Below are 20,207 nucleotides of genomic sequence, written 5' to 3'. Positions count from 1 at the left end.
GGAATGAGAAATTCGTAAGCCCTGATTCACCCTGACGCTGGATGCTCCGGGGATGGGAGCCAGCGCCTTGCCGTTTTCGATTGGAGACCGTGCGCCCGTCGTGCTGGGCGCCGCGGCGTCAGGCCGCTTCTTCTCTTTGGACGCCCAGGCGGGCCGTCCGGTGGTCGTCGTCGCCCTTGGCGTCCTGCAGCCTGAGGCCGCCGCGCGCCTGCTGGACCACCTGCGCGCCTCTGCAACGCTCTTCCAGGCCGCCGGTGTCGACGTGGTCCCGCTGGCGCCGGCATCCCCCGACTTCACCGGCCGCTTCGCGGCCGATCCCCAGGTCCGCGACGACCTCCTCTATGTGACCAACGGCGCCGGCGTCGAGTTGGCCGACGTCGGAGGGGCCGCCGCCGGCGTGCTCATCGATCGCAGCGGCCGGGTGGTGGATATCGTCGCGCTCAGTGAGACCAGTGACATCGCCGCCTGGCTGGGCGCCGTCGCCCGGCGCATCCACGCCGAGCCCTCGCAGATCCGCGCCTCGACCGCCCCGGTGCTGATCATCCCCAACATCGCGCCGCCGGAGCTTTGCCGCGCGCTGATCGACCACTTCGAGGCCTCACCGCACGAAGCCGGCGTTATGGCTTCCTTCAAGGACGGCGCCGCCTACGCCAAGCTCGACGAGGACAAGAAGAAGCGCCGCGACACCGAGCTGGCGCCCGGCACGGCCCTGTACGGCGAAGTGATCGAGCTCCTGGCCAAGCGGGTGATCCCGGAGATCAAGCGCGCCTTCCAGACCGACATGGCCTTCGCCGATCGCGTCCTGATCGCCCGCTATGACGACACCGGCGGCTATTTCAAGCGCCACCGTGACAACGCCGCCCCGCACACCGCCTTCCGGGAGTTCGCCCTCTCGCTCAACCTGAACACCGATGAGTACGAGGGTGGCGAGATCCTGTTCCCGGAATTTGACGACCACCGCTACAACCCGCCGGCCGGCGGAGCCGTGGTCTTTTCAGCCTCGCTGCTGCACGAGGCCGCGCCGGTGACCAGGGGCAGCCGCTATGTCCTGCTCTCCTTCCTGGGCAGCGCCGCGGCGCAGGCCAAGCTCGACGCCTGGATCGAGAGCCAGAAAGCTATCGCGTCTTAACCATCAAGCAGGTCTCGGGCCCTAGCGTCACCGCACGTTCCCGGAGCCCCGCCCGATGCTGATTCGCCGGTCGACCTACGTCCACCTGACTCCACTCGGCGAAGACCGCGTGCTGATCGTCCACGCCATGAGCCACCTGCGCCTGGTGGTGGACGCCGAGGTGGCGGGCATCGTCGCCTGGTTCGAGACCCCCCGGGACATGCCCGGCGACTTGGCGGAACTGCGGGCCACACTGACCATCGATGTCGACACCCTGGCCGGTTGCCTGGCCAGCCTGATGGAGCGCGGCGTGCTCACCGACCAGGACGCCGCCGGCGAAGCCGCCGCGGTGGCCGAAAAGCTCACCGAACTGCACGGCCGCGATCCGGGCGAGGCGCTGGACCAGCTGCGCCGCCGTGCCGGCGAAGGCGCCAATCCCTACTGGTCGGTGACCGCCGCCCTCGGCGCCGGCGACCTCGGCGGCGCCAAGACCCATCGCTGGGACGTGCTGCTGTTCGGCGACTGCGACCTGCAGATGGAGGCCGACTTCCTGCGCCGCGAGGCCGCCACCCGTGACGTCGACCTGCGGGTCGCCGCGAGCTTCCCGGACGATCTTCGCCTCGCCGCCGAGCGGCCGCACCAGGCCATTTTCATCGGCGCCCTGCGCTCGCGGCATCTGGTGGCCAAAGGTTCGGTGGCCGACCACGGCGGTGATCCGGCCGCGCTATATCTCGCCGAGGCCCGCCAGGTGATCGAGGGCCTGCGCGCGGTCAGCGACGCGCCCATCCTGATCGACGGCCTGCCCGAACCCACCGTCCAGCCCCTTGGCCTCGCCGACCGCGGTCCCGGCGGCCACCGCGCGCGCTTCCGCGCCATCAACCAGGGTCTGGAGGCGCTGGCCGACCAATATGGCGGGGTCTACGTCGTCGACGTGGCCGCCGCGCTGGCTGCGGAGGGCACCGGTCGCCTGTTGGACGACGGCCTCGTCGGCTTCACCCACTTCGGCTCGCCGGGCTGGATGCTGCAACGGCCGTCGGTCGAGCTGCAGGCCGTCCACGGCATCTTCCCCGACACCGCCCGGCTGGAGGCCCTGGTCGGCCCCGACCTCTATCGCCGCGAGGCCCTCGTCGCGCGCGCTCACATGGACCTCCTGGCCGTGGTCATGGGCCTGGGCCGCAAGAAGTGTGTGATCCTCGACCTCGACGGCACGCTCTGGCCGGGGGTCCTGGCCGAGACCGGCGCGCCGTTCGCCTGGACGCCGGAGATCAGCGGCCACAACTCCTACATCGGCCTCTATTTCGGCTTCCACGAGGCCCTGAAGGCCCTGAAACGCCGCGGCATTCTTCTGGCCTGCGTCAGCAAGAACGACGAGGCCCTGGTCCGCGAACTCTGGAAATACCCCGACCACTATCCGCTGGATCGCCTGCTCACCCCCGACGACTTCGTCACCTGGCGGGTGAATTGGGAGGACAAACCCTCCAACATCGCCTCGATCGCCGAGGAACTGGGCTTCGCGCTCGACGCCTTCGTGTTCATCGACGACCACCCCGTGGAGCGTGAGCGCGTGCGCCTGGCCCTGCCGCAGGTCGACGTTCTGGGCGAGGACCCCTTCGCGCTGCGCCGCATCCTGCTCGCCGACCCGCGCTTCCAGGTTCTGAAGCTGACCGAGGAGAGCGCCGCGCGCACGGACCTGGTGAAAGCCCAACTGGGCCGCGATCGCCAGCGCGCCGACGCCAGCGACGGCGAGGGCTTCTTGACCTCGCTGGGCGTGGTCACGACCTTCGAGCGCCCCGCGGATGGGGCCACCCTGACCCGCGTCGCCGAGCTCTTCCAGCGCACGACCCAGTTCAACACCACCGGGCGCACGTTTTCGGAAGCGGAACTGGCCCGCCACACCGAAGCCGGAAACGTCTTCATCGCCCACTGCGAAGACAAGTTCGGCGACTACGGCCTGGTGGCCGCCGCTGTCGTCGAGGGCTCGGAGATCGCCGCCTTCGCCATGAGCTGCCGAGTGATCGGCCTGAAGGTCGAGCACCAATTCCTGGGCTTCATCCTCGACGCCCTGGCCGACCGCTGCTCAGAGGTCCTGGGCCAGATCCTCGAGACCCCGCGCAACGGCCCCGTCCGCCACCTCTACGCCGACAACGGCTTCAGCCAGGACGGCCAGACCTGGCGCAAGGCGCTCGCCCACTAGCACCCCCGACCGTCCCGGCGTTCGCCGGGACAATCGGGCTGAGGTTACGCTGCAGCCTTCCCGTCCCCATAGACCGGCGCGTCTTGCGCCGGCAGGAAGGCCCGCCCCCGGATCGCGTCGGCGATCTTCTCGGCGATCATGATGGTCGGCGCATTGGTATTGCCGCCAACCAGGGTCGGCATGACCGAGGCGTCCACCACGCGAAGCCCTGAGATCCCCTGCACGCGGCAATCGGCGTCGACCACCGCCATCGGATCGCCCGCGGCGCCCATTCGGCAGGTGCCGACCGGATGATAAATCGTCTCGCCCGTCTTCTTGATCCAGGCGTCGATTTCCGCGTCGGTCTGCACCGCCGAGCCCGGCGCATATTCCTCGGTGATGTAGGGCGCCAGCGCCGATTGCGCCGCCACCTTGCGCATCATCTTCACCCCTTCGCGGAGCGCGCGGCGGTCTTCCTCGGCGGCCAGGTAGTTGGCGAAGATCGCCGGATCGGCCAGCGGGTCCGCCGACTTCAGGCCGATCCGTCCACGGCTCTCCGGCCGCAACTGGCAGACGTGGAAGGTGAAGCCATCCTTCGGCACCGAGACCTTGCCGTGGTCCTGCATGATCGCCAGCACCGTGTGGACCTGCAGGTCCGGCCGGTCGAGATCGGGGCGCGAGCGCAGGAAGGCGCCGCTCTCGAGCCCCTGCGTCCGCCCGAGCCCCTTGCCGAACAGCATGTAGTTCAGGCCGATGCCCAGGGTCTTCAGGAGGCCCTTGCGCATGGAATAGAGCGTGATCGGTTTGGGGCAGATCCAGCTAAGGCAGACGTCCAGGTGGTCCTGCAGATTGGCGCCGACGCCCTTCAGCGCCTTCACCACCTTGATCCCGTGCGAAGCCAGTTCCTCCGGATCGCCGATGCCTGAGAGCTGCAGGATATGCGGCGACTGCACCGCGCCAGCGCACAGCAGCACCTCGGCGTCGGCCCCGACGATCCGCCTGGCCTTGGTCTTCTCGTCATAGATCTCGACGCCGGTGGCCCGGCCGTCCTCGACGATGATGCGCGTCGTGCGTACCCCGGTCAGGCAGGTGAGGTTCGGCCGGTCCAGCACCGGGTGCAGGTAGCCCCGCGCCGCGCTCCATCGCACGCCGTCGCTGATGGTCAGCTGATAGGGCCCGAAACCCTCCTGCTGGAAGCCGTTGAAATCGTGAGTCAGCGGATGGCCCGCCTCGCCTCCCGCCTGGATCGTGGCCTGGTAGACCGGATTGACCGACGGCGCCCTGGTCACCTTCAGCGGGCCCTCGCCGCCATGCCAGGCGTCGGCGCCGCCCTCAAGCGCCTCGGACTTCTTGAAATAGGGCAGCACGTCGGCATAGCCCCACCCTGAAAGGCCCATCTGTCGCCACTGGTCGTAGTCGCGGGCGTGGCCGCGGATATAGATCATGCCGTTGATCGAGGACGAGCCGCCCCAGCCCTTGCCCCGCGGCCACCAGAGCTTGCGGTCGTTGAGGTTCGGCTCCGGCTCCGTCCAGAAGCCCCAGTTCGCAGGCCCCACCTTGCCGATCAGGCCGCCGACGCCGGCCGGCATCTTGATCATCAGCGACTTGTCCTGGCCGCCTGCCTCCAGCAACAGGACCGTCTTGTCCGCGTCCTCGGTCAGCCGGTTGGCCAATACGCAGCCCGCCGAGCCGGCGCCGATGATGATGTAGTCGTAGCGATCCATAGACTTCCCGCGCGCGTCCCTGAGTTTTGGTTCGTTGGCGGCGAACCTGACGCAGGCGTCATCTTGTGGCAAGGGCGACGGAAGACGCGGAGCGCCTAGCGCCCTTTCCACGCGGGCGCGCGCTTTTGCGAGAACGCCAGCGGCCCCTCCACGAAGTCCTCGCTCCCGACCAGCGCCTTGATGGCCGGATAGTCGCGCTGCCCCTTCATGGCCGCCTCCAGGCTGGGCTCGTCGAGGCCCTGGTACACCGCCTCCTTCGACGCCCGGATCGACATCGGCGACAGCTCCATGATCTGTCCAGCCCAGCGGCGCGCCGCAGCCATCAGCTCGCCCGGCGCGACCACCTCGTTGACGAAGCCCAGGTCGCGGCCTTCCGAGGCCAGCACACGGCGTCCGGTCAGAATCATGCCCATGGCCTGTTTGGTCCCGATGGCGCGCGGCAGCCGGTGCAGGCCGCCGGCCAGGGCCGCCAGCCCCACCCGAGGCTCCGGCAGGGCGAAGGCGGCGGTATCTGCGGCCACGATGATGTCGCAGGCCAGCGCGATCTCGAAGCCGCCGCCCATCGCCACCCCGTTCACCGCCGCGATCAGCGGCTTTGTCAGGTCGAAGCGCGTGGTCAGGCCGGCGAACCCCGACGGCGGGTTGCCCATCCGGCCGCCGCCGGCCTGATGCTTCAGGTCGTTGCCGGCCGAAAACGCCCGCTCGCCGGCCCCCGTGACGATAGCCACCCATTGCTCGGGGTCGGCGGCGAAGGCGTCGAACACCTCCGCAAGCTCGAAGTGCGCCGGCGAATGCAGCGCGTTCATCACCTCCGGGCGGTTGAGGGTGACGATCGTCAGCGGGCCTTCCCGCTCCACCTGCACGAATTCATAGGCCATGGCGTCCTCCTGCTTCTTGTTGCCTCACATCTCCCTAAGCTCTCGTCGGTAGCGCTTCCAGTTCTCCACGTAGTGGGCCGAGCCGGCGGCCAGCATCATCGCCTGCTGCGGACTGATTTCACGCGCCACCTTGCCGGGTGCGCCCATGACGAGCGAGTTGTCAGGAATCTCCTTGCCCTCGGTGATCAGGCAGTTGGCCCCGATCAGGCAGTTCTTCCCGATCCTGGCGCCGTTCAGGATGATCGACCCGATCCCCACCAGCGAATTGTCGCCGATCGTGCAGCCGTGCAGCATCACCATGTGCCCGACCGTCACATTGGCCCCGATGATCAGGGGCGAGCCGGTGTCGGTGTGCAGCACCGAGCCATCCTGCACATTGGAACCCTCGCCGACGGTGATCGGGTCGTTGTCACCACGCAGAGTTGCGTTCCACCAGACGGAGGCGTTCTTCTTGAGAATCACTCGGCCCATAACGGATGCGCTGGGCGCAATCCAGTATTCGTCATCGTTCGGTAATTCAGGTGTCACATTGCCCAAGTTGTAGACACTCATCAGCACACCCCGTTTCTTGCGACAATCCGCCTGTTTAAGACTCTGGAAACCAAGCTACCCTCATTCTAGTTGGGCGATTCGAGGGGGCGATAGCCCTCACGGAGCTCGCTGCGGGCCGAACCATCGGTCCCGTGTCTCGCGCTGGACGGAGTTGATGGCGCTGAGTGTGTTGTCTCCTCGGATCTTCGGATCCGGACCGGCATCCTGGGAAGAGCCCCCGGGCCTCGCACGCCGCCTGCTTCGATTCATCCCCGACCATCCAAGGGCGCTCCATTGCGGAGACGCCCTTTTTTCTTGCCCCGACGGAGGCTTTTGATGAGCAAGCGAGCCCTGAAGCGACAGCTGCGCGAAGGCGCGTTCGACGCCGGCCAATTCGAGGGCGACGATAAAATCCGCAGGCTCCCGGTCGACAGGGGTTGGTCTCCGCTGGCGCATCACAACGACGACCGAGAACAGAGCTACGTCAAGACCATCAAGGCCAAGTCCCCCGGCCAGCAGGAACTTATCGACGCCATCGACGCCAAGAACCTGGTGATGGCGCTTGGCCCGGCTGGCACCGGCAAGACCTACCTCGCCATCGCCAAGGCCGTCGAGGCCCTGGAGGCCGGCTCGGTCGGCCGCATCGTGCTGTCGCGCCCCGCCGTCGAAGCCGGCGAGAGCATCGGCTTCCTGCCCGGCGACGCCGAGGACAAGCTCGCCCCCTATCTGCGCCCGCTCTACGACGCGCTCTCCGACCGCCTGTCGATGAAGCGGGTCCGCGCCCTGATGGCCGAGGGCGCCATCGAGATCGCCCCGGTCGGCTTCATGCGCGGCCGCACGCTGAACAACGCCTTCGTGGTGATCGACGAGGCGCAGAACTGCACCTACACCCAGCTGAAGATGCTGCTGACCCGCCTGGGCTGGCACTCGACCATGGTGGTCACCGGCGACCCCGACCAGTCGGACCTGCTGCCGGAGTTCTCGGGTCTCAGGACCGTCGCCGAGAAGCTCTCCACCCTCCCCAACATCGCCGTTGTCCGCCTTGCCGATCGCGACATCGTCCGCCACCCGCTGGTGGCTGAAATGCTGGGGGTTCTGTAGGCGCCCGACGCACGAGATGGCGGGCGGTCGTTTCAGCGACCGTCCGTTCTCCGTCTCCCCGCGGCAGACAGGCGTGAACGCGAGTTAATTTGCCTGGAACCGGCGCCGGGGCGGATAGTCCCTCCAACGAGGGAGCCCCATGCAGCAGGTAAAAGCCCGCGCCGCCGTCGCACCGAACAGGATCATCGTGCGCATCGCTTGGGATGCGACCGCGCTCCTGTCGGTGATCCTACTGCTCGCGGCCCTGCCCAGCCACGTCGCCGCGGCCGCCAAGGACAGCGATGTCATGGGACGCTGGATCACCGACAAGAACCAGCCTGACATGGACTACCAGGTCTCCGCCGGACCGTTGGGCAAGCTGGTGGTCACTGTGCCCCCCAAGGCTGTCGGACGCGCCAAGGGCGAGACCGTAACCCTCGACCGCGTCGGCCCTGACGCGTTCGCCACGCCGAAGGGCGGCAAGATCCACGCGAGCTTCAAGGTCACTGGTCCGCGCCGCGCCGAATTCAAGATGATGATTAACCGGCCTGACGCGTTCAACCTCACCGACCAGCTTCTCGAGCGCCCCTAAGCGGGCCGATATGCTGCGCTTGATCGCCTCGGCGCAACTCCGTATAGATAGTTCGACGACCTAACTATATGGTGCAGCTAGCATGCCCGGCGCCGCGGCCGACCTTCCCGAAACCGATGACGTGCTCGGCCTCGCCGAACTGCTCCGCGGCCCGCTGCTGCGGGTCTCGCGCAAGCTGCGCCAGGCCGGGCTGAAATCGGGACTCTCGTCACAGGAGACCCTGATCCTCGGCTATCTGAAGAAGAATCCGGGCGCCGGCGTCTCCGAGCTCGCCGACTTCGAGCAGATCTCGCGCCCCACCATGTCCAGCCACATCAAGCGCCTGGAAGGCGCCGGCTGGATCGCCCGCGCGGGCCACGCCGACGACGGACGCCGTCAGGGGCTCACGGTGACGCCCGCGGGCCTGCGGCAGCACGCCGCCGCACAGCGCCACCGCAACGACTGGCTGGCCGCGCGCCTTTCCAGCCTGACGCCGGAGGAGCGCGCCCGCCTCGCCAAGGCCGCCGGCCCGCTCCTCAAGCTCACGAGCGAAGCGTGAGCACCCGCGCCGAAGAGGTCCTGGTCGACGACGTCCTCGACGAAGGCGGCGCCGACGCGGCGGCCGTCCTCAACGAGGGCCGCGACGCGACCCTGCGCGGCTGGGTGATCCCGGCGATCATCGGGATGGCCCTGATGATGCAGACGCTGAACGCCACCTCGATCAACAACGCCCTGCCCTCGATGGCCAAGGCCATGCATGTCGAGCCGCTCAGCCTGAACCTGGCGATCACCATGTACCTGCTGGCCTCGGCGGTGTTCCTGCCGATCTCCGGCTGGATGGCCGACCGGTTCGGGGCCAAGAAGATCTTCATGGTGGCGATGGTCTCCTACGCGCTGACCTCCGCGGCCTGCGGCTTCGCCAACAACCTGCCGGAACTGATCCTTGCCCGCCTCGCCCAAGGCTGCGCCGGCGCCATGATGGGGCCTGTCGGTCGTCTGGTGCTGCTGCGCACCACGCCCAAGAACGAACTCGTGGGAGCCATGTCCGTCGTCACCATGCCAGCGCTCCTGGGGCCCGTCGTCGGACCTGTGCTGGGCGGCGCGATCGTCACCTTCGCGAGCTGGCGTTATATTTTCTACCTGAACCTGCCGATCGCCTTGGCCGGCGTCGTCCTGGTCTACGTATTTATCCCGAACGTGAAGGAACAGAAGGTCTCGCCCATCGACTGGCCGGGCATCTTCCTCACCGGCTTCGGTCTGGCGGGCCTGATCTTCGGCTTCGAGAACCTCGGTCGCAGCGGCATGCCGCCCCTTGGCGTCGCGGGCCTGTTCGCCGGCGGCTTCGCCTGTCTGGGGCTCTATTGGGCGCACGCGCGCAACAACCCGCACGCCATCATTGACCTCGCCATCTTCCGGATCGCGACCTTCCGGGCGTCGGTGCTGGGCGGCGCCTTCTTCCGCCTGGTCCCGGGCGCCACGCCGTTCCTGCTGGCCATGCTGCTGCAGGTGGGCTTCGGCATGAGCGCCTTCGCCGCGGGCCTGATGACCTTCATCTCCGCCGTCGGGGCCTTGGTGATGAAGACCACCGCCCCGCCGATCCTGCGCCGTTTCGGCTTTCGCTCGGTGCTGATCGTCAACGGGTTCATCTGCGCGGCGACCTACATGATCTACGCTTTCTTCCGCATCGACACGCCGCACTGGATCATCATGGTGACGCTGGCCGTTGGCGGCTTCTTCCGCTCGCTGCAGTTCACCAGTCTGAACGGCATGGCCTACGCCGACCTGGAGCAGGCCCAGATGAGCCGCGGCACCACCACGGCCTCGATGGCCCAGCAATTCATGCAGTCGGTCAGCGTCGGCGTGGCCGCGACCCTGGTGCATTTCCTGATGGTCCGGCGCGGCGACACCCACCTGACCGGCGCCTCGGTCGCCCCGGCCTTCGCCATCATCGGCGCGGTCACCCTGGTGTCGCTCTACTGGTTCTACCGCCTGCCGGCCAACGCCGGCGACGAGATGAACAACCGCGGTCTCGCGAAGGCCGCCTAGCCCTCGACGTCCGTCCAGGGCCTGTCCTGGCCGTCGGACATCTCCTCACGCCACTGGCCGCCCGCGTCCTCGTAGACGATGCCGTGCGTGTCGCCGGCGACCCGCTGTTCGCCCGCCGCGCGCCGCGCCGCCTTCCGCGCCGCGTCGTGACTCGGAAAGGTCTCCGAATAGGCGCCATCGACCTGATAGGCCCAGCCGCCGTCGTGCTGCACGATGTGATAGGTGACGTGGCTCATCTCAGATCTCCAGCGAAGCTCCGCGCCCTACATGGCCCGTCCGTCATGGCGCGACAATCTCGAACCAGAAATCGAAGCGGTCCAGCAGCGGCAGGAGCTGGCCCAGGACCGTCGCGCCGTCGCCCGAGACCTTGCCGTCCGCCAGCGCGGCCTCCAGCGTCGTCTCGCCGATCACCAGGGCGATCAGAACGGGGCGGGTCAGCGACACTCCCGGACCGCCCTCGCCCGCCTCATGATGCAGCACCGCGTTCGAGAGGCTGACCGCGAAGTTCTCTCCCGTGTCGGTGAAGACCACCGTCAGAGCAAGATCGCCCGCCTCACCGGCGCTGACCCCGTTCAGTCGCACCGACAGGCTTTCCAAGAGGTCGTCGGCCGGCAGCGAGCGCAGTTGCCCGGCCGCCCCTTGCCGCGGCGTCTCCGACTTCGGCCGCGGGTTGCGCAGCTCCTGAGCCCCGGTCAGGTAGAAGGCCCGCCAGGGCCCGCTCTCGGCCTGATAGCCCATCTGCTCCAGCGCATCGGCCTGCAGCGCGCGGGCCTCCGCATTGGCTGGATCGGCGAACACAAGGTGGTTCACCAGCTCGGCCACCCAGCGGTACTCGCCGCGCCCATAGGCCGCCTGCGCCTTGGCCAGCAGCGCCTCCGCGCCGCCCGCGAGTTCGACGTAACGGGCGCCCGCCTCTGTCGGCGGCAGCCTGTGCAGATTGGCGGGATTGCCGTCAAACCAGCCCAGGTAGCGCTGGTAGACCGCCTTGGCGTTGTGATTGAGCGTCCCGTAGTAGCCGCGCGTGTGCCACTCCGCCGCCAGGGACGGCGGTAGGGCGAGTCCTTCGGCGATCTCCGTCGGCGTCAGGCCATGGTTGGCCATCCGCAGCACCTGATCGTGGATGTATTTGTAGAGGTCGCGCTGCTGGCGCAGGAACCGCGCCGCCTCGCCGGAACCCCAGCGGGGCCAGTGGTGGCTGGCGAACAGCACCTCGGTGTCGCCGGCGAACATCTCGACGGCCTCGTTGATGTAGTGGCTCCAAGCCCGCGCGTCGCGCACCTGCGCCCCGCGTGGCGTGTAGATGTTGTGCAGATGGCAGGTGCAGTTCTCCGCCATGCAAAGCGCGCCGAACTGGGGAAAGAAGAAGTTCATCTCCGCCGGCGCCTCGGTGTCCGGCGTCACCTGGAAGACGATCTCCACACCGTCGATGGTCAGCCGCTCGCCGGTTCGGCTGATGCTCACCGTTGGCGGGACCAGGCTCACTTGGCCCATGGACACGGTCTTGCCGAGGCCGGAGTCCACGTGGCCCTTGGCGTCCTTCATCAGGGTCGCGCCGTACATGTAGGTCGCGCGCCGGCCCATGGCGTTGCCGGCCATGACGTTCTCGCTGACCGCCGCCTTCAGGAAACCCTCCGGCGCCACGATCTGCATGCCCCCGGCGATATCCTCGTCGCTGAGCACGCCGCGGACGCCGCCGTAATGGTCGACGTGGCTGTGGGTGTAGATCACGCCAGTCACCGGCTTGTCGCCGCGGTGTTCGCGCATCAGCTTCAGCGCCGCCGCCGCCGGCTGGGCCGAGGTCAGCGGGTCGATGATGACGTACCCCCGCTCGCCCTCGATGAAGGTGATGTTGGAAATGTCGAAGCCGCGCACCTGATAGACGCCGCGGCCGACTTCGAAGAGCCCATGCAGGGCGTTGAGCTTCGCCTGCCGCCAGAGGCTCGGATTGACGGTGTCCGGCCGATCGCCGTTCAGGAAAGCAAAGGGCGCCATGCTCCAGGCGCCGGGGACGTCGGCGTTCGGAATGGTGCCGATGAAGCCCCGCTCGGCCTTCTCGAAGTCCGACCCGTCATCCGCCGGCAGGCTGGCCGCCAGCGCGGCGTGCGCCGCCATGGTGGCCGCCGTGGCGTCCTTGCGTTGGTCCATCTTGCGTGGTCCTCCCCGGCCCAGCCTTAGCATGCAAAGCCGGTTGCAAAAGCGCCTAGGCGAAGCGTCCCGCCCTGCCTAAGGTCGGCGCAAATTTTCGCCCTCATCGAGGACGTAGCTCATGAAATTCATCCTCGCTCTCGCCGCCGCGCTGATGGCCGCCAGCGCCCCGGCCTGGGCTGCGCCGACCCACGCGAGGCCTGCGACCGCCGCCAAGCCGAAGGCCTTCGCGCCGCATGTCGCCCTCCCGAAGGACGTGGCGCCTACGCGCTTCGACATCAGGATCACGCCCGACGCTGCGAACCTGCAGTTCTCCGGCCATGAAACCGTGGCGCTGACGGTCAGATCACCAACCGACCGCATCCAGCTCAACGCCGCCGACATCGCATTCAAGAAGGTGACCCTGTTTGATCTTCCAAGCCCCGCCGCCGCGGGTTCGGTCGCCTCGCAGCCGATGCACGCCCGGACACCAAGAACGAGCCTGGACAAGGAACAGCAGACTGCGACCTTCATTTTTGACCATCCGCTGGCTCCCGGTCGCTACACCTTGGCGCTCGATTACACCGGGGTGATCTATGAGCAGGCGTCGGGCCTCTTCGCCCTCGACTACACCGGCGAGGCCGGGAAGAAGCAGCGCGCCCTCTTCACCCAGTTCGAAAACTCCGACGCCCGGCGCTTCATCCCTTCTTGGGACGAGCCGGGCGTAAAGGCGGTCTATGCGCTCTCGGTCGTGGCTCCGGCGGCGCAGATGGCGGTCTCGAACATGCCCGAGATCGACTCCAAGCCATTGGCTGGCGGCCTCAGCGTCACCCGCTTCGCCGACACGCCGAAGATGAGCTCCTACTTGCTGTTCTTCGCGCTGGGCGACTTCGAACGCATCCACAAGCAGGTCGGCAAGACCGATGTCGGCGTGATCGTGCGCAAGGGCAAGGCCGCCCAGGCCCAGTTCGCCCTCGACGCCGCCGCCGAGATCCTGCCGTTCTACAACGACTATTTCGGCACGCCCTACCCGCTGCCCAAGCTCGATTTCATCGCCGGCCCCGGCCAGAGCCAGTTCTTCGCGGCCATGGAGAACTGGGGCGCGATCTACTACTTCGACTACGCGCTCTTGATCGATCCGAAGCTATCCACCGAGGCCGACAGGCAGAACGTCTACGTCGATATCGCCCACGAGATGGCCCACCAGTGGTTCGGCGACCTGGTGACCATGGCCTGGTGGGACGACCTCTGGCTGAACGAGGGCTTCGCCTCCTGGATGGAGAACAAGACCACCGACCACTTCCACCCGGAGTGGAAGATCTGGCTGCAGACCAAGGCCGGCGAACAGGGCGCCATGCGCACCGATGCGCGCAATGGCTCGCACCCGGTGATCACTCCGATCCACGACGTCTTCGCCGCCGCCAACGCCTTCGACAGCATCACCTATGAAAAGGGCCACTCGGTCATCCACATGCTGGAAGACTATGTCGGCCCCGACGTCTTCCGCGCGGGCGTCCGCAACTACATCGCCCGCCACGCCTATGCGAACACGGTCACCGATGACCTCTGGACCGAGATCGACAAGGTCTCGCCCAAGAAGATCACCGCCATCGCCCACGACTTCACCCTGCAGGCCGGCGTGCCGCTGATCACCATCGACCGTGGCGCCGATGGGGTGCGGCTCAGCCAAAGCCGGTTTGGCGTCGACGCAGTCTCCAAGACGCCGCGCAGCTGGCGCGCGCCGGTGACCGTCGGCGGCCTTGGCCAACCCTGGCGCACGGTGGTCAGCGCGACATCCTCGGCCATCAAGGCCGCGCCGGCGGCGGCCACTCCCCTCGTGAACGCCGGTCAGATCGGCTATTTCCGCAGCCGCTATTCGCCGCAGCTGGAGACCCGCATCGTCGCGGCCTTCCCGACGCTGGCGGCGGAGGACCAGTTGGGCCTCGTCTACGACAGCCGCGCGCTCGGCGAGGCCGGCTATGCGCCGCTCACCGACTTCCTGGTGGTCGCCAGGCAGGCGCAGGACGCCCAGGAGCCGGTCGTGCTGCAGGCGTTGATCAATCAGCTCGACGCGGTGGACGACAACTACAAGGGCCTGCCTGCGCAGGCCGCCTTCCGCGCCTTCGCCCGCGCCCGTTTGGCGCCCGCCTTCGCGCGGCTCGGCTGGGACGCAAAGCCCGGCGAGTCCGACAACACAGCGCTGGTCCGCCGCACGCTGCTCTCGACCCTGGGGAAGTTCGACGATCCGGCGGTGATCGTCGAGGCGCAACGGCGGTTTTCTGGCCTGCTCGCCAACCCCGACAGCCTGCGCGGCGCGGCGCGCCTGACGGTGCTGCGGATCGTCGCCTCCCACGCCGACGCGGCAACCTGGGACCAGCTGCACACGCTCGCCCAGAAATCTACCGAGAGCACCGACCGGAGCCGGCTCTACAGCTACCTTGGCGCCAGCCACGACCCGGCGCTGGCCGAAAAGGCGCTGGAGCTGTCGCTCACCAAGGAGCCGCCGCCCACCGACGCGCCGAACCTGATCAGCGGCGTTTCAGGCGTCTTCCCCGACAAGGCCTACGACTTCGCCATCGCCCACCGCGCGCAGGTCGACGCCATGGTCGAGCCCACCAGCCGCACCAACTTCTTCGCCGGCCTCGCGAGCGGATCGCTCAGCCCGGACATCGTCTCCAAGCTGAACGCTTTCGCCGAAACCGTACCCGCCTCGGCGCGGCCGTCGATCACCCGGACCATTGCGACGATCACCTACCGGCAGGACATCATCAAGAACCGCCTGCCCGAGGTGGACCGCTGGCTGGCGGCCCATCCGGGCTGATCAGGCAGCCGCGTAGATCTTCGGCCTGAGCGGCTTGATCCGCAGGGACAAACCCGGCGCAACTCCGCTCGGGACGCCGGGCCCGCGCGCCTCCAGCTCGAACAGGCGGCCCTCGATCAGGCACTCGATCCGCGCGTCGGGGCCCCGCTGGACGACAGCCTTCACCTCGCCCGCCAGACCTGCACCATCCAGGGGTGCGAACATCACTTCGTCGGGGCGGAAGAACACGTCCACGCGGCCCTGCGGCGCATCGGCCGGCGCCTTGCTCTCCCAGTCGGCGACGGTCAGGCGGCCGCCTTCGATCACACCCGGCAGGCGGCAGGCCGCGCCCAGGAAGTCGTAGACGAAGGGGTCGGCAGGCTTCTCATAGACCTCGTTGGGCGTGCCAAGCTGGATCAGCCGCCCGTCCTTGAGGATCGCCACCCGGTCGGCCAGGTCCAGCGCCTCCTCCTGGTCGTGGGTCACGAACACGGTCGTCACGCCCGCGCGGTCATGCAGCTCGCGCAGCCAGCGGCGAAGCTCGCGGCGCACCTGGGCGTCCAGCGCTCCGAACGGTTCGTCGAGCAGCAGCATCTTCGGCTCGATGGCCAGGGCCCGCGCCAGCGCCACCCGCTGCCGCTGGCCGCCGGACAGCTGCGCCGGAAAGCGCGCGCCCAGGTCCTCGAGCTGCACCAGCTTCAAGAGATCGGCCACCCGGTCCGCCGTCTCCGACTTGGACGGCCGCTCGCGGCGCGGGCGCACGGTCAGGCCGAAGGCGATGTTCTGGGCGACGGTCATGTGGCGGAAGAGCGCGTAGTGCTGAAAGACCATGCCCACCTTGCGGCTGCGCACGGGGAGGCTCAGGAAATCCTCGCCCGCGAAGCGCACTTCGCCGGCGTCGGGTCGCTCGAGCCCCGCCAGCACCCGTAGCAGCGTCGTCTTGCCCGACCCCGAGGGGCCGAGCAGCGCCAGGAATTCCTTGTCCCTGGCGTGCAGCGACACGTCATTCAGCGCCGGGAAACGGCCGAACGATTTCGATATGCCGCTGATCTCCAGCGACAGGGGCGACTTCCCACGTTTTTGGGCATCAGTGTCGGCGGTTGGCAGCGAGTTCTCCGGCATGTCGCCATTCGAGTCCGGTCTTGAGGACCAGGGTGATGAGCCCGAGGGAGGCCAGGAGGCTGGCCGCCGCGAAGGCGCCGACGAAGTCATAGTCATTGTAGAGCACCTCGACGTGAAGCGGGAGCGTGGTGGTGAGGCCTCGAATGTGGCCGGAGACGACGGAGACGGCGCCGAACTCGCCCATCGCCCGCGCATTGCACAGCAGCACGCCATAGAGCAGCGCCCAGCGGATGTTCGGCAGCGTGATCCGCCAGAAGGTGGTGAAGCCGCCGGCGCCGAGCGTCAGGGCCGCGGCCTCCTCGTCCGAGCCCTGGTCCTGCATCAGCGGGATCAGCTCGCGGGCGACGAAGGGGAAGGTCACCAGGATGGTCGCCAGCACCAGGCCCGTGGTGGCGAAGATGATCTTGATGTCATGGTCGATCAGCCAGGTCCCGAACCAGCCCTGCGCCCCGAACAGCAGCACCCAGACCAGGCCCGAGACCACTGGCGACATGGAGAACGGCAGGTCGATCAGTGTCAGCAGGGCCGCCTTTCCGCGGAACTCGAACTTGGCGATGCACCACGCCGCCGCGATCCCGAAGGCGGCGTTCAGCGGCACGGCGATTGCGGCCACCAGCAGGGTCAGCTGGATGGCCGAGATAGCGTCCGGATCGCGGATCGAGGCCAGATACTTGCCGATCCCCTTGGCGAAGGCGTCGTGGAACACCACGAACAGCGGCAACAGGACCAGCACAGCCATGACCACGGCCGACGCCAGCACCAGCAGGATCGCCAGTCCCGGCAGGCGCACGCTGGAGACCGGACGCGCGCCCACAACTGGATTTGCGAGGGTCATGCCTTGCCCCGCCGCGCCAGGAACAGCTGCAGCCCGTTGATCGCCACCAGCGACCCGAAGGAGATCGCCACCATCGCCAGGCCCACGGCCGCAGCGCCGGCGTAGTCATACTGCTCCAGCTTGATGACGATCAGCAGCGGAGCAATTTCCGTCTTGCCGGGCAAATTCCCGGCGATGAACACCACCGAGCCGTACTCGCCGACCGCTCGGGCGAAGGCCAGGCTGACGCCGGAGACCAGCGAGGGGCCGAGCGCCGGCAGGATCACGCGGACCGCGCGCTGCAGGGCGTTGGCGCCCAGTGTCGTGGCCGCCTCCTCCACTTCCTTGTCCAGGTCCTGCAACACCGGCTGCAGCGAGCGGACCACGAAAGGCAGGCCGATGAACACGAGGGCGATGAAGATGCCGAGGGGCGAATAGGCGGTCTTGATCCCAACCTTCGCCGCCAGCGACCCCAGCGGCCCCGTGGGCGCATAGATGGCGGTGAGCGCGATGCCCGCGACCGCGGTCGGCAGGGCGAAGGGCAGGTCGACCAGGGCGTCCAGGATGCGCCGGCCGGGGAACTCATAGCGGGTGAGCGTCCAGGCCAGCAGCACGCCCAGCGGCGCGTTCAGCAGCGCAGCCAGGGCGGAAAGCCCGAAGCTCAGGCGCAAGGCCGCCGCCACGCGCGGCGCGGCCAGAGCGTGGACCACCCCGTTCAGTCCCAGCTCCCAGGGCCGGATCGCCAGCGCCACCAGCGGCAGCACGACGATCGCCCCCAGATAGGCGAGCGTGATCCCAAGCGACAGCCCGAACCCCGGCAGCACGGAATGGACCACCCATGGCCTGCGCGCCTTAACCGGCGCGGCGGGGATCGCGTGGGCGGTCACGCGGGCTTGTAGATCTGGTCGAACAGGCCGCCATCGGCGAAGTGGGTGGCCGAGGCCTTCTTCCAGCCGCCGAACGCCTGGTCGATGGTGGCGAGCGGGATCTGCTTGAATGAGGCTGCGTATTTGGCCACCGCCTTCGGATCGCGCGGCCGGTAGTGATGCTTGCCAATGATGTCCTGGGCCAGGGGGCTGTAGAGGAAGTTCAGGTAGCCCGTGGCGACCACGCGGGTGTTGTGGCGGTCGACGTTCTTGTCCAGCAGGGCGACCGGCGGCTCGGCCAGGATCGAGCTCGACGGATAGACGATGTCGTAGTTCGGCCCGAACTCGTCGATGGTCAGGAACGCCTCGTTCTCCCAGGACAGGAGCACGTCGCCGATGTTGCGCTGGGCGAAGGTGGTGGTGGCGTCCCGCGCCCCGGCGCCCAGCACCGGCACGTTCTTGTAGAGGCGGGTGATGTAGTCCTTGGCGCCGGCCGCCCCGCCCTGCTTCTGGCCGTAGGCGTAGGCCGCCAGATAGGCCCAGCGCGCGCCGCCCGAGATCTTTGGGTTGGACACGATCACGCCGACACCCGGCTTCACCAGGTCGGCCCAGTCGCGGATCCCCTTCGGATTGCCCTTGCGCACCAGGAAGATGATCGTCGAGGTGTAGGGGGTCGAATTGTTCGGCAGCCGCGACTGCCAGTTGGGCGGCAAGAGCTTGGCTCGTTGGGCGATCTCGTCGATGTCGCCCGCGAGCGCCAGGGTCACCACGTCGGCCTGCAGGCCGTCGATCACCGCACGGGCCTGCTTGCCGGAGCCCCCATGGCTTTGCTTGATGTCCAGCACCTGGCCGGTCTTGCCCTTCCAGTAGCTGGCGAAGGCGGCATTGATTTCCTTGTAGAGCTCCCGCGTGGGATCGTAGCTGACGTTCAGCAAAGTGATGGGCTTGTCGTCCGCGAACGCCCGTCCCGCCAGGAACGGCGCCGTCGCCGCGGCGCCCGCCATCATGGCTCTTCGGGAAAGAGGCGGCCTCGTCATGGTCTCAAGTCCTCAAGGAATGGGGGCTCAGGGACGCTTGCCGGAACGCTGACAGCCGGGTTTCACCTCGCCCGATAACCCGCGAGCTGAAGCGACGTTTCATAGCGAACGGCGCAATCTGCGGTTTGCGCACTTCACAATCCCGTGGCGCAGCCGCGCGCATGCTCGATCCCTCGCCCAAAGCGGGGATCAAGCTAGTCGGCCTATTCCTACTTCACGAGTGGGATTAAGCTGACCCAGGCCACAGAAAATCTGATGCTCACAAAGGCGCGGAGACCTACTCCGCCGCCATCAGCACCCGGCCCCCAGTGAACGAGGTCTTTTCCGCAAGCGCCGCCTTGGCCTCCTCGTATTCGCCGGCCAGGCGCTCCACCAGTTCGGCGGCGGTCGGGATCGACTTCACTGAGCCGATGCCCTGGCCGCAACCCCAGATGTCGCGCCAGGCCTTGGCCTTCTGGTTGCCGCCGGAGCCGAAATTCATCGCCGAGGCGTCCGACACCGGCAGGTTGGCCGGGTCCAGGCCCGCCGCCAGGATCGACGGCGTCAGGTAGTTGCCGTGAACGCCCGTGAAGAGGTTGGTGTAGGTGATGTCCTCGCCGCTGCTCTCGACGATCATCTGCTGGTAGGCGGGGTTGGCGTTGGCCTCCTGGGTGGCGATGAAGGCCGAGCCCACATAGGCCAGGTCCGCGCCCATCGCCTGGGCGCCCAGGATCGAGCGGCCGTGGGCGATCGCGCCCGAAAGCGCGATCGGCCCGTCGAACCATTCGCGCAGGCCCTGGATCAGGGCGAAGGGCGACAAATGCCCCGCGTGGCCGCCGGCGCCCGCCGCGACCGGGATCAGGCCATCGGCGCCTTTCTCGATAGCTTTTCTGGCGAAGCGGTCGTTGATCACGTCGTGCAGCACGACGCCGCCGTAGGAATGCACCGCGTCGTTCACCGGCGTCTGGGCGCCCAGCGAGGTGATGACGATCGGCGCCTTCCACTTGGTGGAGAGCTCGACATCCTGTTCCAGCCGGTCGTTGGACTTGTGGACGATATGGTTGACCGCGAAGGGGGCAGACGGCGCCTCCGGATGGTCGCGGTCCCAGGCCGCCAGCTCTTCGGTGATCCGATGCAGCCACTCGTCCAGCAGCGAGACCGGTCGCGCGTTCAGCGCCGGGAACGAGCCGACGATGCCGGCCTTGCACTGGGCGATCACCAGGTCCGGGTTGGAGATGATGAACAGCGGGCTGCCGATCACCGGAAGCCGAAGGCGGTCGCGCAGGACGGAAGGCAGGGCCATGGATCTCTCTCACGTCATATATTTACACCGTATATCTATACTAGCAGAGCC

Annotated in this window: 17 protein-coding genes; 7 read left to right on the top strand and 10 right to left on the bottom strand. The window is 67.8% G+C overall.

Going from position 1 to position 20,207, the window contains the following annotated elements; genetic code table 11:
• Window positions 1–67 precede the first annotated feature (67 nt).
• Window positions 68–1,129, top strand: coding sequence for a 2OG-Fe(II) oxygenase (locus E8A12_RS01705; protein WP_293366024.1), 1,062 nt, complete (start codon window positions 68–70; stop codon window positions 1,127–1,129).
• Window positions 1,130–1,184: 55 nt separating this feature from the next.
• Window positions 1,185–3,302: an HAD-IIIC family phosphatase gene (locus E8A12_RS01700; protein ID WP_293366023.1), complete on the top strand. Its 2,118-nt coding sequence runs from the start codon at window positions 1,185–1,187 to the stop codon at window positions 3,300–3,302.
• Window positions 3,303–3,346: 44 nt separating this feature from the next.
• On the opposite strand, the gene E8A12_RS01695 is transcribed toward E8A12_RS01700, so the two are convergent.
• From E8A12_RS01695 to E8A12_RS01685, 3 genes are all read right to left on the bottom strand, one after another.
• Window positions 3,347–5,005, bottom strand: a complete 1,659-nt coding sequence (locus E8A12_RS01695) for a choline dehydrogenase (protein ID WP_293366022.1) — start codon at window positions 5,003–5,005, stop codon at window positions 3,347–3,349.
• Between the two features lie 95 nt (window positions 5,006–5,100).
• Window positions 5,101–5,883, bottom strand: a complete 783-nt coding sequence (locus E8A12_RS01690) for an enoyl-CoA hydratase-related protein (RefSeq protein ID WP_293366021.1) — start codon at window positions 5,881–5,883, stop codon at window positions 5,101–5,103.
• Between the two features lie 24 nt (window positions 5,884–5,907).
• Complete coding sequence (locus tag E8A12_RS01685; protein WP_293366020.1) at window positions 5,908–6,435, bottom strand: gamma carbonic anhydrase family protein; 528 nt, start codon at window positions 6,433–6,435, stop codon at window positions 5,908–5,910.
• Window positions 6,436–6,750: 315 nt separating this feature from the next.
• Between E8A12_RS01685 and E8A12_RS01680 the strand changes: the two genes are divergently transcribed.
• The 4 genes from E8A12_RS01680 to E8A12_RS01665 all read left to right on the top strand — a co-directional run bounded on the left by E8A12_RS01680 (window position 6,751) and on the right by E8A12_RS01665 (window position 10,111).
• Window positions 6,751–7,515, top strand: a complete 765-nt coding sequence (locus tag E8A12_RS01680) for a PhoH family protein (RefSeq protein WP_293366019.1) — start codon at window positions 6,751–6,753, stop codon at window positions 7,513–7,515.
• A 139-nt stretch (window positions 7,516–7,654) separates the two neighbouring features.
• Window positions 7,655–8,086 (top strand): hypothetical protein, encoded by a 432-nt coding sequence (locus tag E8A12_RS01675; RefSeq protein ID WP_293366018.1) that lies wholly within the window; start codon window positions 7,655–7,657, stop codon window positions 8,084–8,086.
• 82 nt (window positions 8,087–8,168) lie between these two features.
• The gene (locus tag E8A12_RS01670) at window positions 8,169–8,624 is read left to right on the top strand and encodes a MarR family transcriptional regulator (protein WP_293366017.1); all 456 of its coding nucleotides are present in this window, start codon (window positions 8,169–8,171) and stop codon (window positions 8,622–8,624) included.
• Window positions 8,621–10,111: an MFS transporter gene (locus E8A12_RS01665; protein ID WP_293366016.1), complete on the top strand. Its 1,491-nt coding sequence runs from the start codon at window positions 8,621–8,623 to the stop codon at window positions 10,109–10,111. Before E8A12_RS01670 ends, E8A12_RS01665 begins: the two co-directional genes overlap by 4 nt.
• On the opposite strand, the gene E8A12_RS01660 is transcribed toward E8A12_RS01665, so the two are convergent.
• Both E8A12_RS01660 and E8A12_RS01655 read right to left on the bottom strand, forming a co-directional pair.
• On the bottom strand, window positions 10,108–10,347 hold the full coding sequence (locus tag E8A12_RS01660) for a DUF2188 domain-containing protein (protein WP_293366015.1): 240 nt from the start codon (window positions 10,345–10,347) through the stop codon (window positions 10,108–10,110). The genes E8A12_RS01665 and E8A12_RS01660 overlap by 4 nt on opposite strands.
• A 43-nt stretch (window positions 10,348–10,390) precedes the next feature.
• Complete coding sequence (locus E8A12_RS01655) at window positions 10,391–12,256, bottom strand: alkyl sulfatase dimerization domain-containing protein (protein ID WP_293366014.1); 1,866 nt, start codon at window positions 12,254–12,256, stop codon at window positions 10,391–10,393.
• A gap of 121 nt (window positions 12,257–12,377) precedes the next feature.
• On the opposite strand from E8A12_RS01655, the gene E8A12_RS01650 reads away from it, so the two are divergent.
• Window positions 12,378–15,056 (top strand): M1 family metallopeptidase, encoded by a 2,679-nt coding sequence (locus E8A12_RS01650; protein ID WP_293366013.1) that lies wholly within the window; start codon window positions 12,378–12,380, stop codon window positions 15,054–15,056.
• On the opposite strand, the gene E8A12_RS01645 is transcribed toward E8A12_RS01650, so the two are convergent.
• The 5 genes from E8A12_RS01645 to E8A12_RS01625 all read right to left on the bottom strand — a co-directional run bounded on the left by E8A12_RS01645 (window position 15,057) and on the right by E8A12_RS01625 (window position 20,156).
• Window positions 15,057–16,097, bottom strand: a complete 1,041-nt coding sequence (locus E8A12_RS01645) for a sulfate/molybdate ABC transporter ATP-binding protein (protein WP_293366030.1) — start codon at window positions 16,095–16,097, stop codon at window positions 15,057–15,059.
• Window positions 16,098–16,122: 25 nt separating this feature from the next.
• A complete protein-coding gene (gene cysW, locus E8A12_RS01640) occupies window positions 16,123–16,992 on the bottom strand; it encodes a sulfate ABC transporter permease subunit CysW (RefSeq protein ID WP_293366012.1) in 870 nt (289 codons plus the stop codon).
• Window positions 16,989–17,807, bottom strand: coding sequence for a sulfate ABC transporter permease subunit CysT (cysT, locus tag E8A12_RS01635; RefSeq protein ID WP_363211356.1), 819 nt, complete (start codon window positions 17,805–17,807; stop codon window positions 16,989–16,991). Before cysT ends, cysW begins: the two co-directional genes overlap by 4 nt.
• Window positions 17,808–17,854: 47 nt before the next feature.
• A complete protein-coding gene (locus tag E8A12_RS01630; protein ID WP_293366010.1) occupies window positions 17,855–18,844 on the bottom strand; it encodes a sulfate ABC transporter substrate-binding protein in 990 nt (329 codons plus the stop codon).
• 307 nt (window positions 18,845–19,151) lie between these two features.
• Window positions 19,152–20,156 (bottom strand): nitronate monooxygenase family protein, encoded by a 1,005-nt coding sequence (locus E8A12_RS01625; protein WP_293366009.1) that lies wholly within the window; start codon window positions 20,154–20,156, stop codon window positions 19,152–19,154.
• Window positions 20,157–20,207 lie beyond the last annotated feature (51 nt).

The organism is Phenylobacterium sp. (genome assembly GCF_004799395.1).
Taxonomy (GTDB): domain Bacteria; phylum Pseudomonadota; class Alphaproteobacteria; order Caulobacterales; family Caulobacteraceae; genus Phenylobacterium.
The sequence above is the reverse complement of the archived record's forward strand: the minus strand, read 5'-3'. Positions and strand labels throughout refer to the sequence as shown.

What these genes read in the sequence shown, in the direction of transcription:
- E8A12_RS01690 (WP_293366021.1), bottom strand. Translation starts at nt 5,883, where the DNA reads ATGGCCTATGAATTCGTGCAGGTGGAGCGGGAAGGCCCGCTGACGATC.
- E8A12_RS01650 (WP_293366013.1), top strand. Translation starts at nt 12,378, where the DNA reads ATGAAATTCATCCTCGCTCTCGCCGCCGCGCTGATGGCCGCCAGCGCC.
- E8A12_RS01675 (WP_293366018.1), top strand. Translation starts at nt 7,655, where the DNA reads ATGCAGCAGGTAAAAGCCCGCGCCGCCGTCGCACCGAACAGGATCATC.
- E8A12_RS01660 (WP_293366015.1), bottom strand. Translation starts at nt 10,347, where the DNA reads ATGAGCCACGTCACCTATCACATCGTGCAGCACGACGGCGGCTGGGCC.
- E8A12_RS01695 (WP_293366022.1), bottom strand. Translation starts at nt 5,005, where the DNA reads ATGGATCGCTACGACTACATCATCATCGGCGCCGGCTCGGCGGGCTGC.
- E8A12_RS01655 (WP_293366014.1), bottom strand. Translation starts at nt 12,256, where the DNA reads ATGGACCAACGCAAGGACGCCACGGCGGCCACCATGGCGGCGCACGCC.
- E8A12_RS01700 (WP_293366023.1), top strand. Translation starts at nt 1,185, where the DNA reads ATGCTGATTCGCCGGTCGACCTACGTCCACCTGACTCCACTCGGCGAA.
- cysW (WP_293366012.1), bottom strand. Translation starts at nt 16,992, where the DNA reads ATGACCCTCGCAAATCCAGTTGTGGGCGCGCGTCCGGTCTCCAGCGTG.
- E8A12_RS01625 (WP_293366009.1), bottom strand. Translation starts at nt 20,156, where the DNA reads ATGGCCCTGCCTTCCGTCCTGCGCGACCGCCTTCGGCTTCCGGTGATC.
- E8A12_RS01670 (WP_293366017.1), top strand. Translation starts at nt 8,169, where the DNA reads ATGCCCGGCGCCGCGGCCGACCTTCCCGAAACCGATGACGTGCTCGGC.
- E8A12_RS01630 (WP_293366010.1), bottom strand. Translation starts at nt 18,844, where the DNA reads ATGATGGCGGGCGCCGCGGCGACGGCGCCGTTCCTGGCGGGACGGGCG.
- E8A12_RS01680 (WP_293366019.1), top strand. Translation starts at nt 6,751, where the DNA reads ATGAGCAAGCGAGCCCTGAAGCGACAGCTGCGCGAAGGCGCGTTCGAC.
- E8A12_RS01685 (WP_293366020.1), bottom strand. Translation starts at nt 6,435, where the DNA reads ATGAGTGTCTACAACTTGGGCAATGTGACACCTGAATTACCGAACGAT.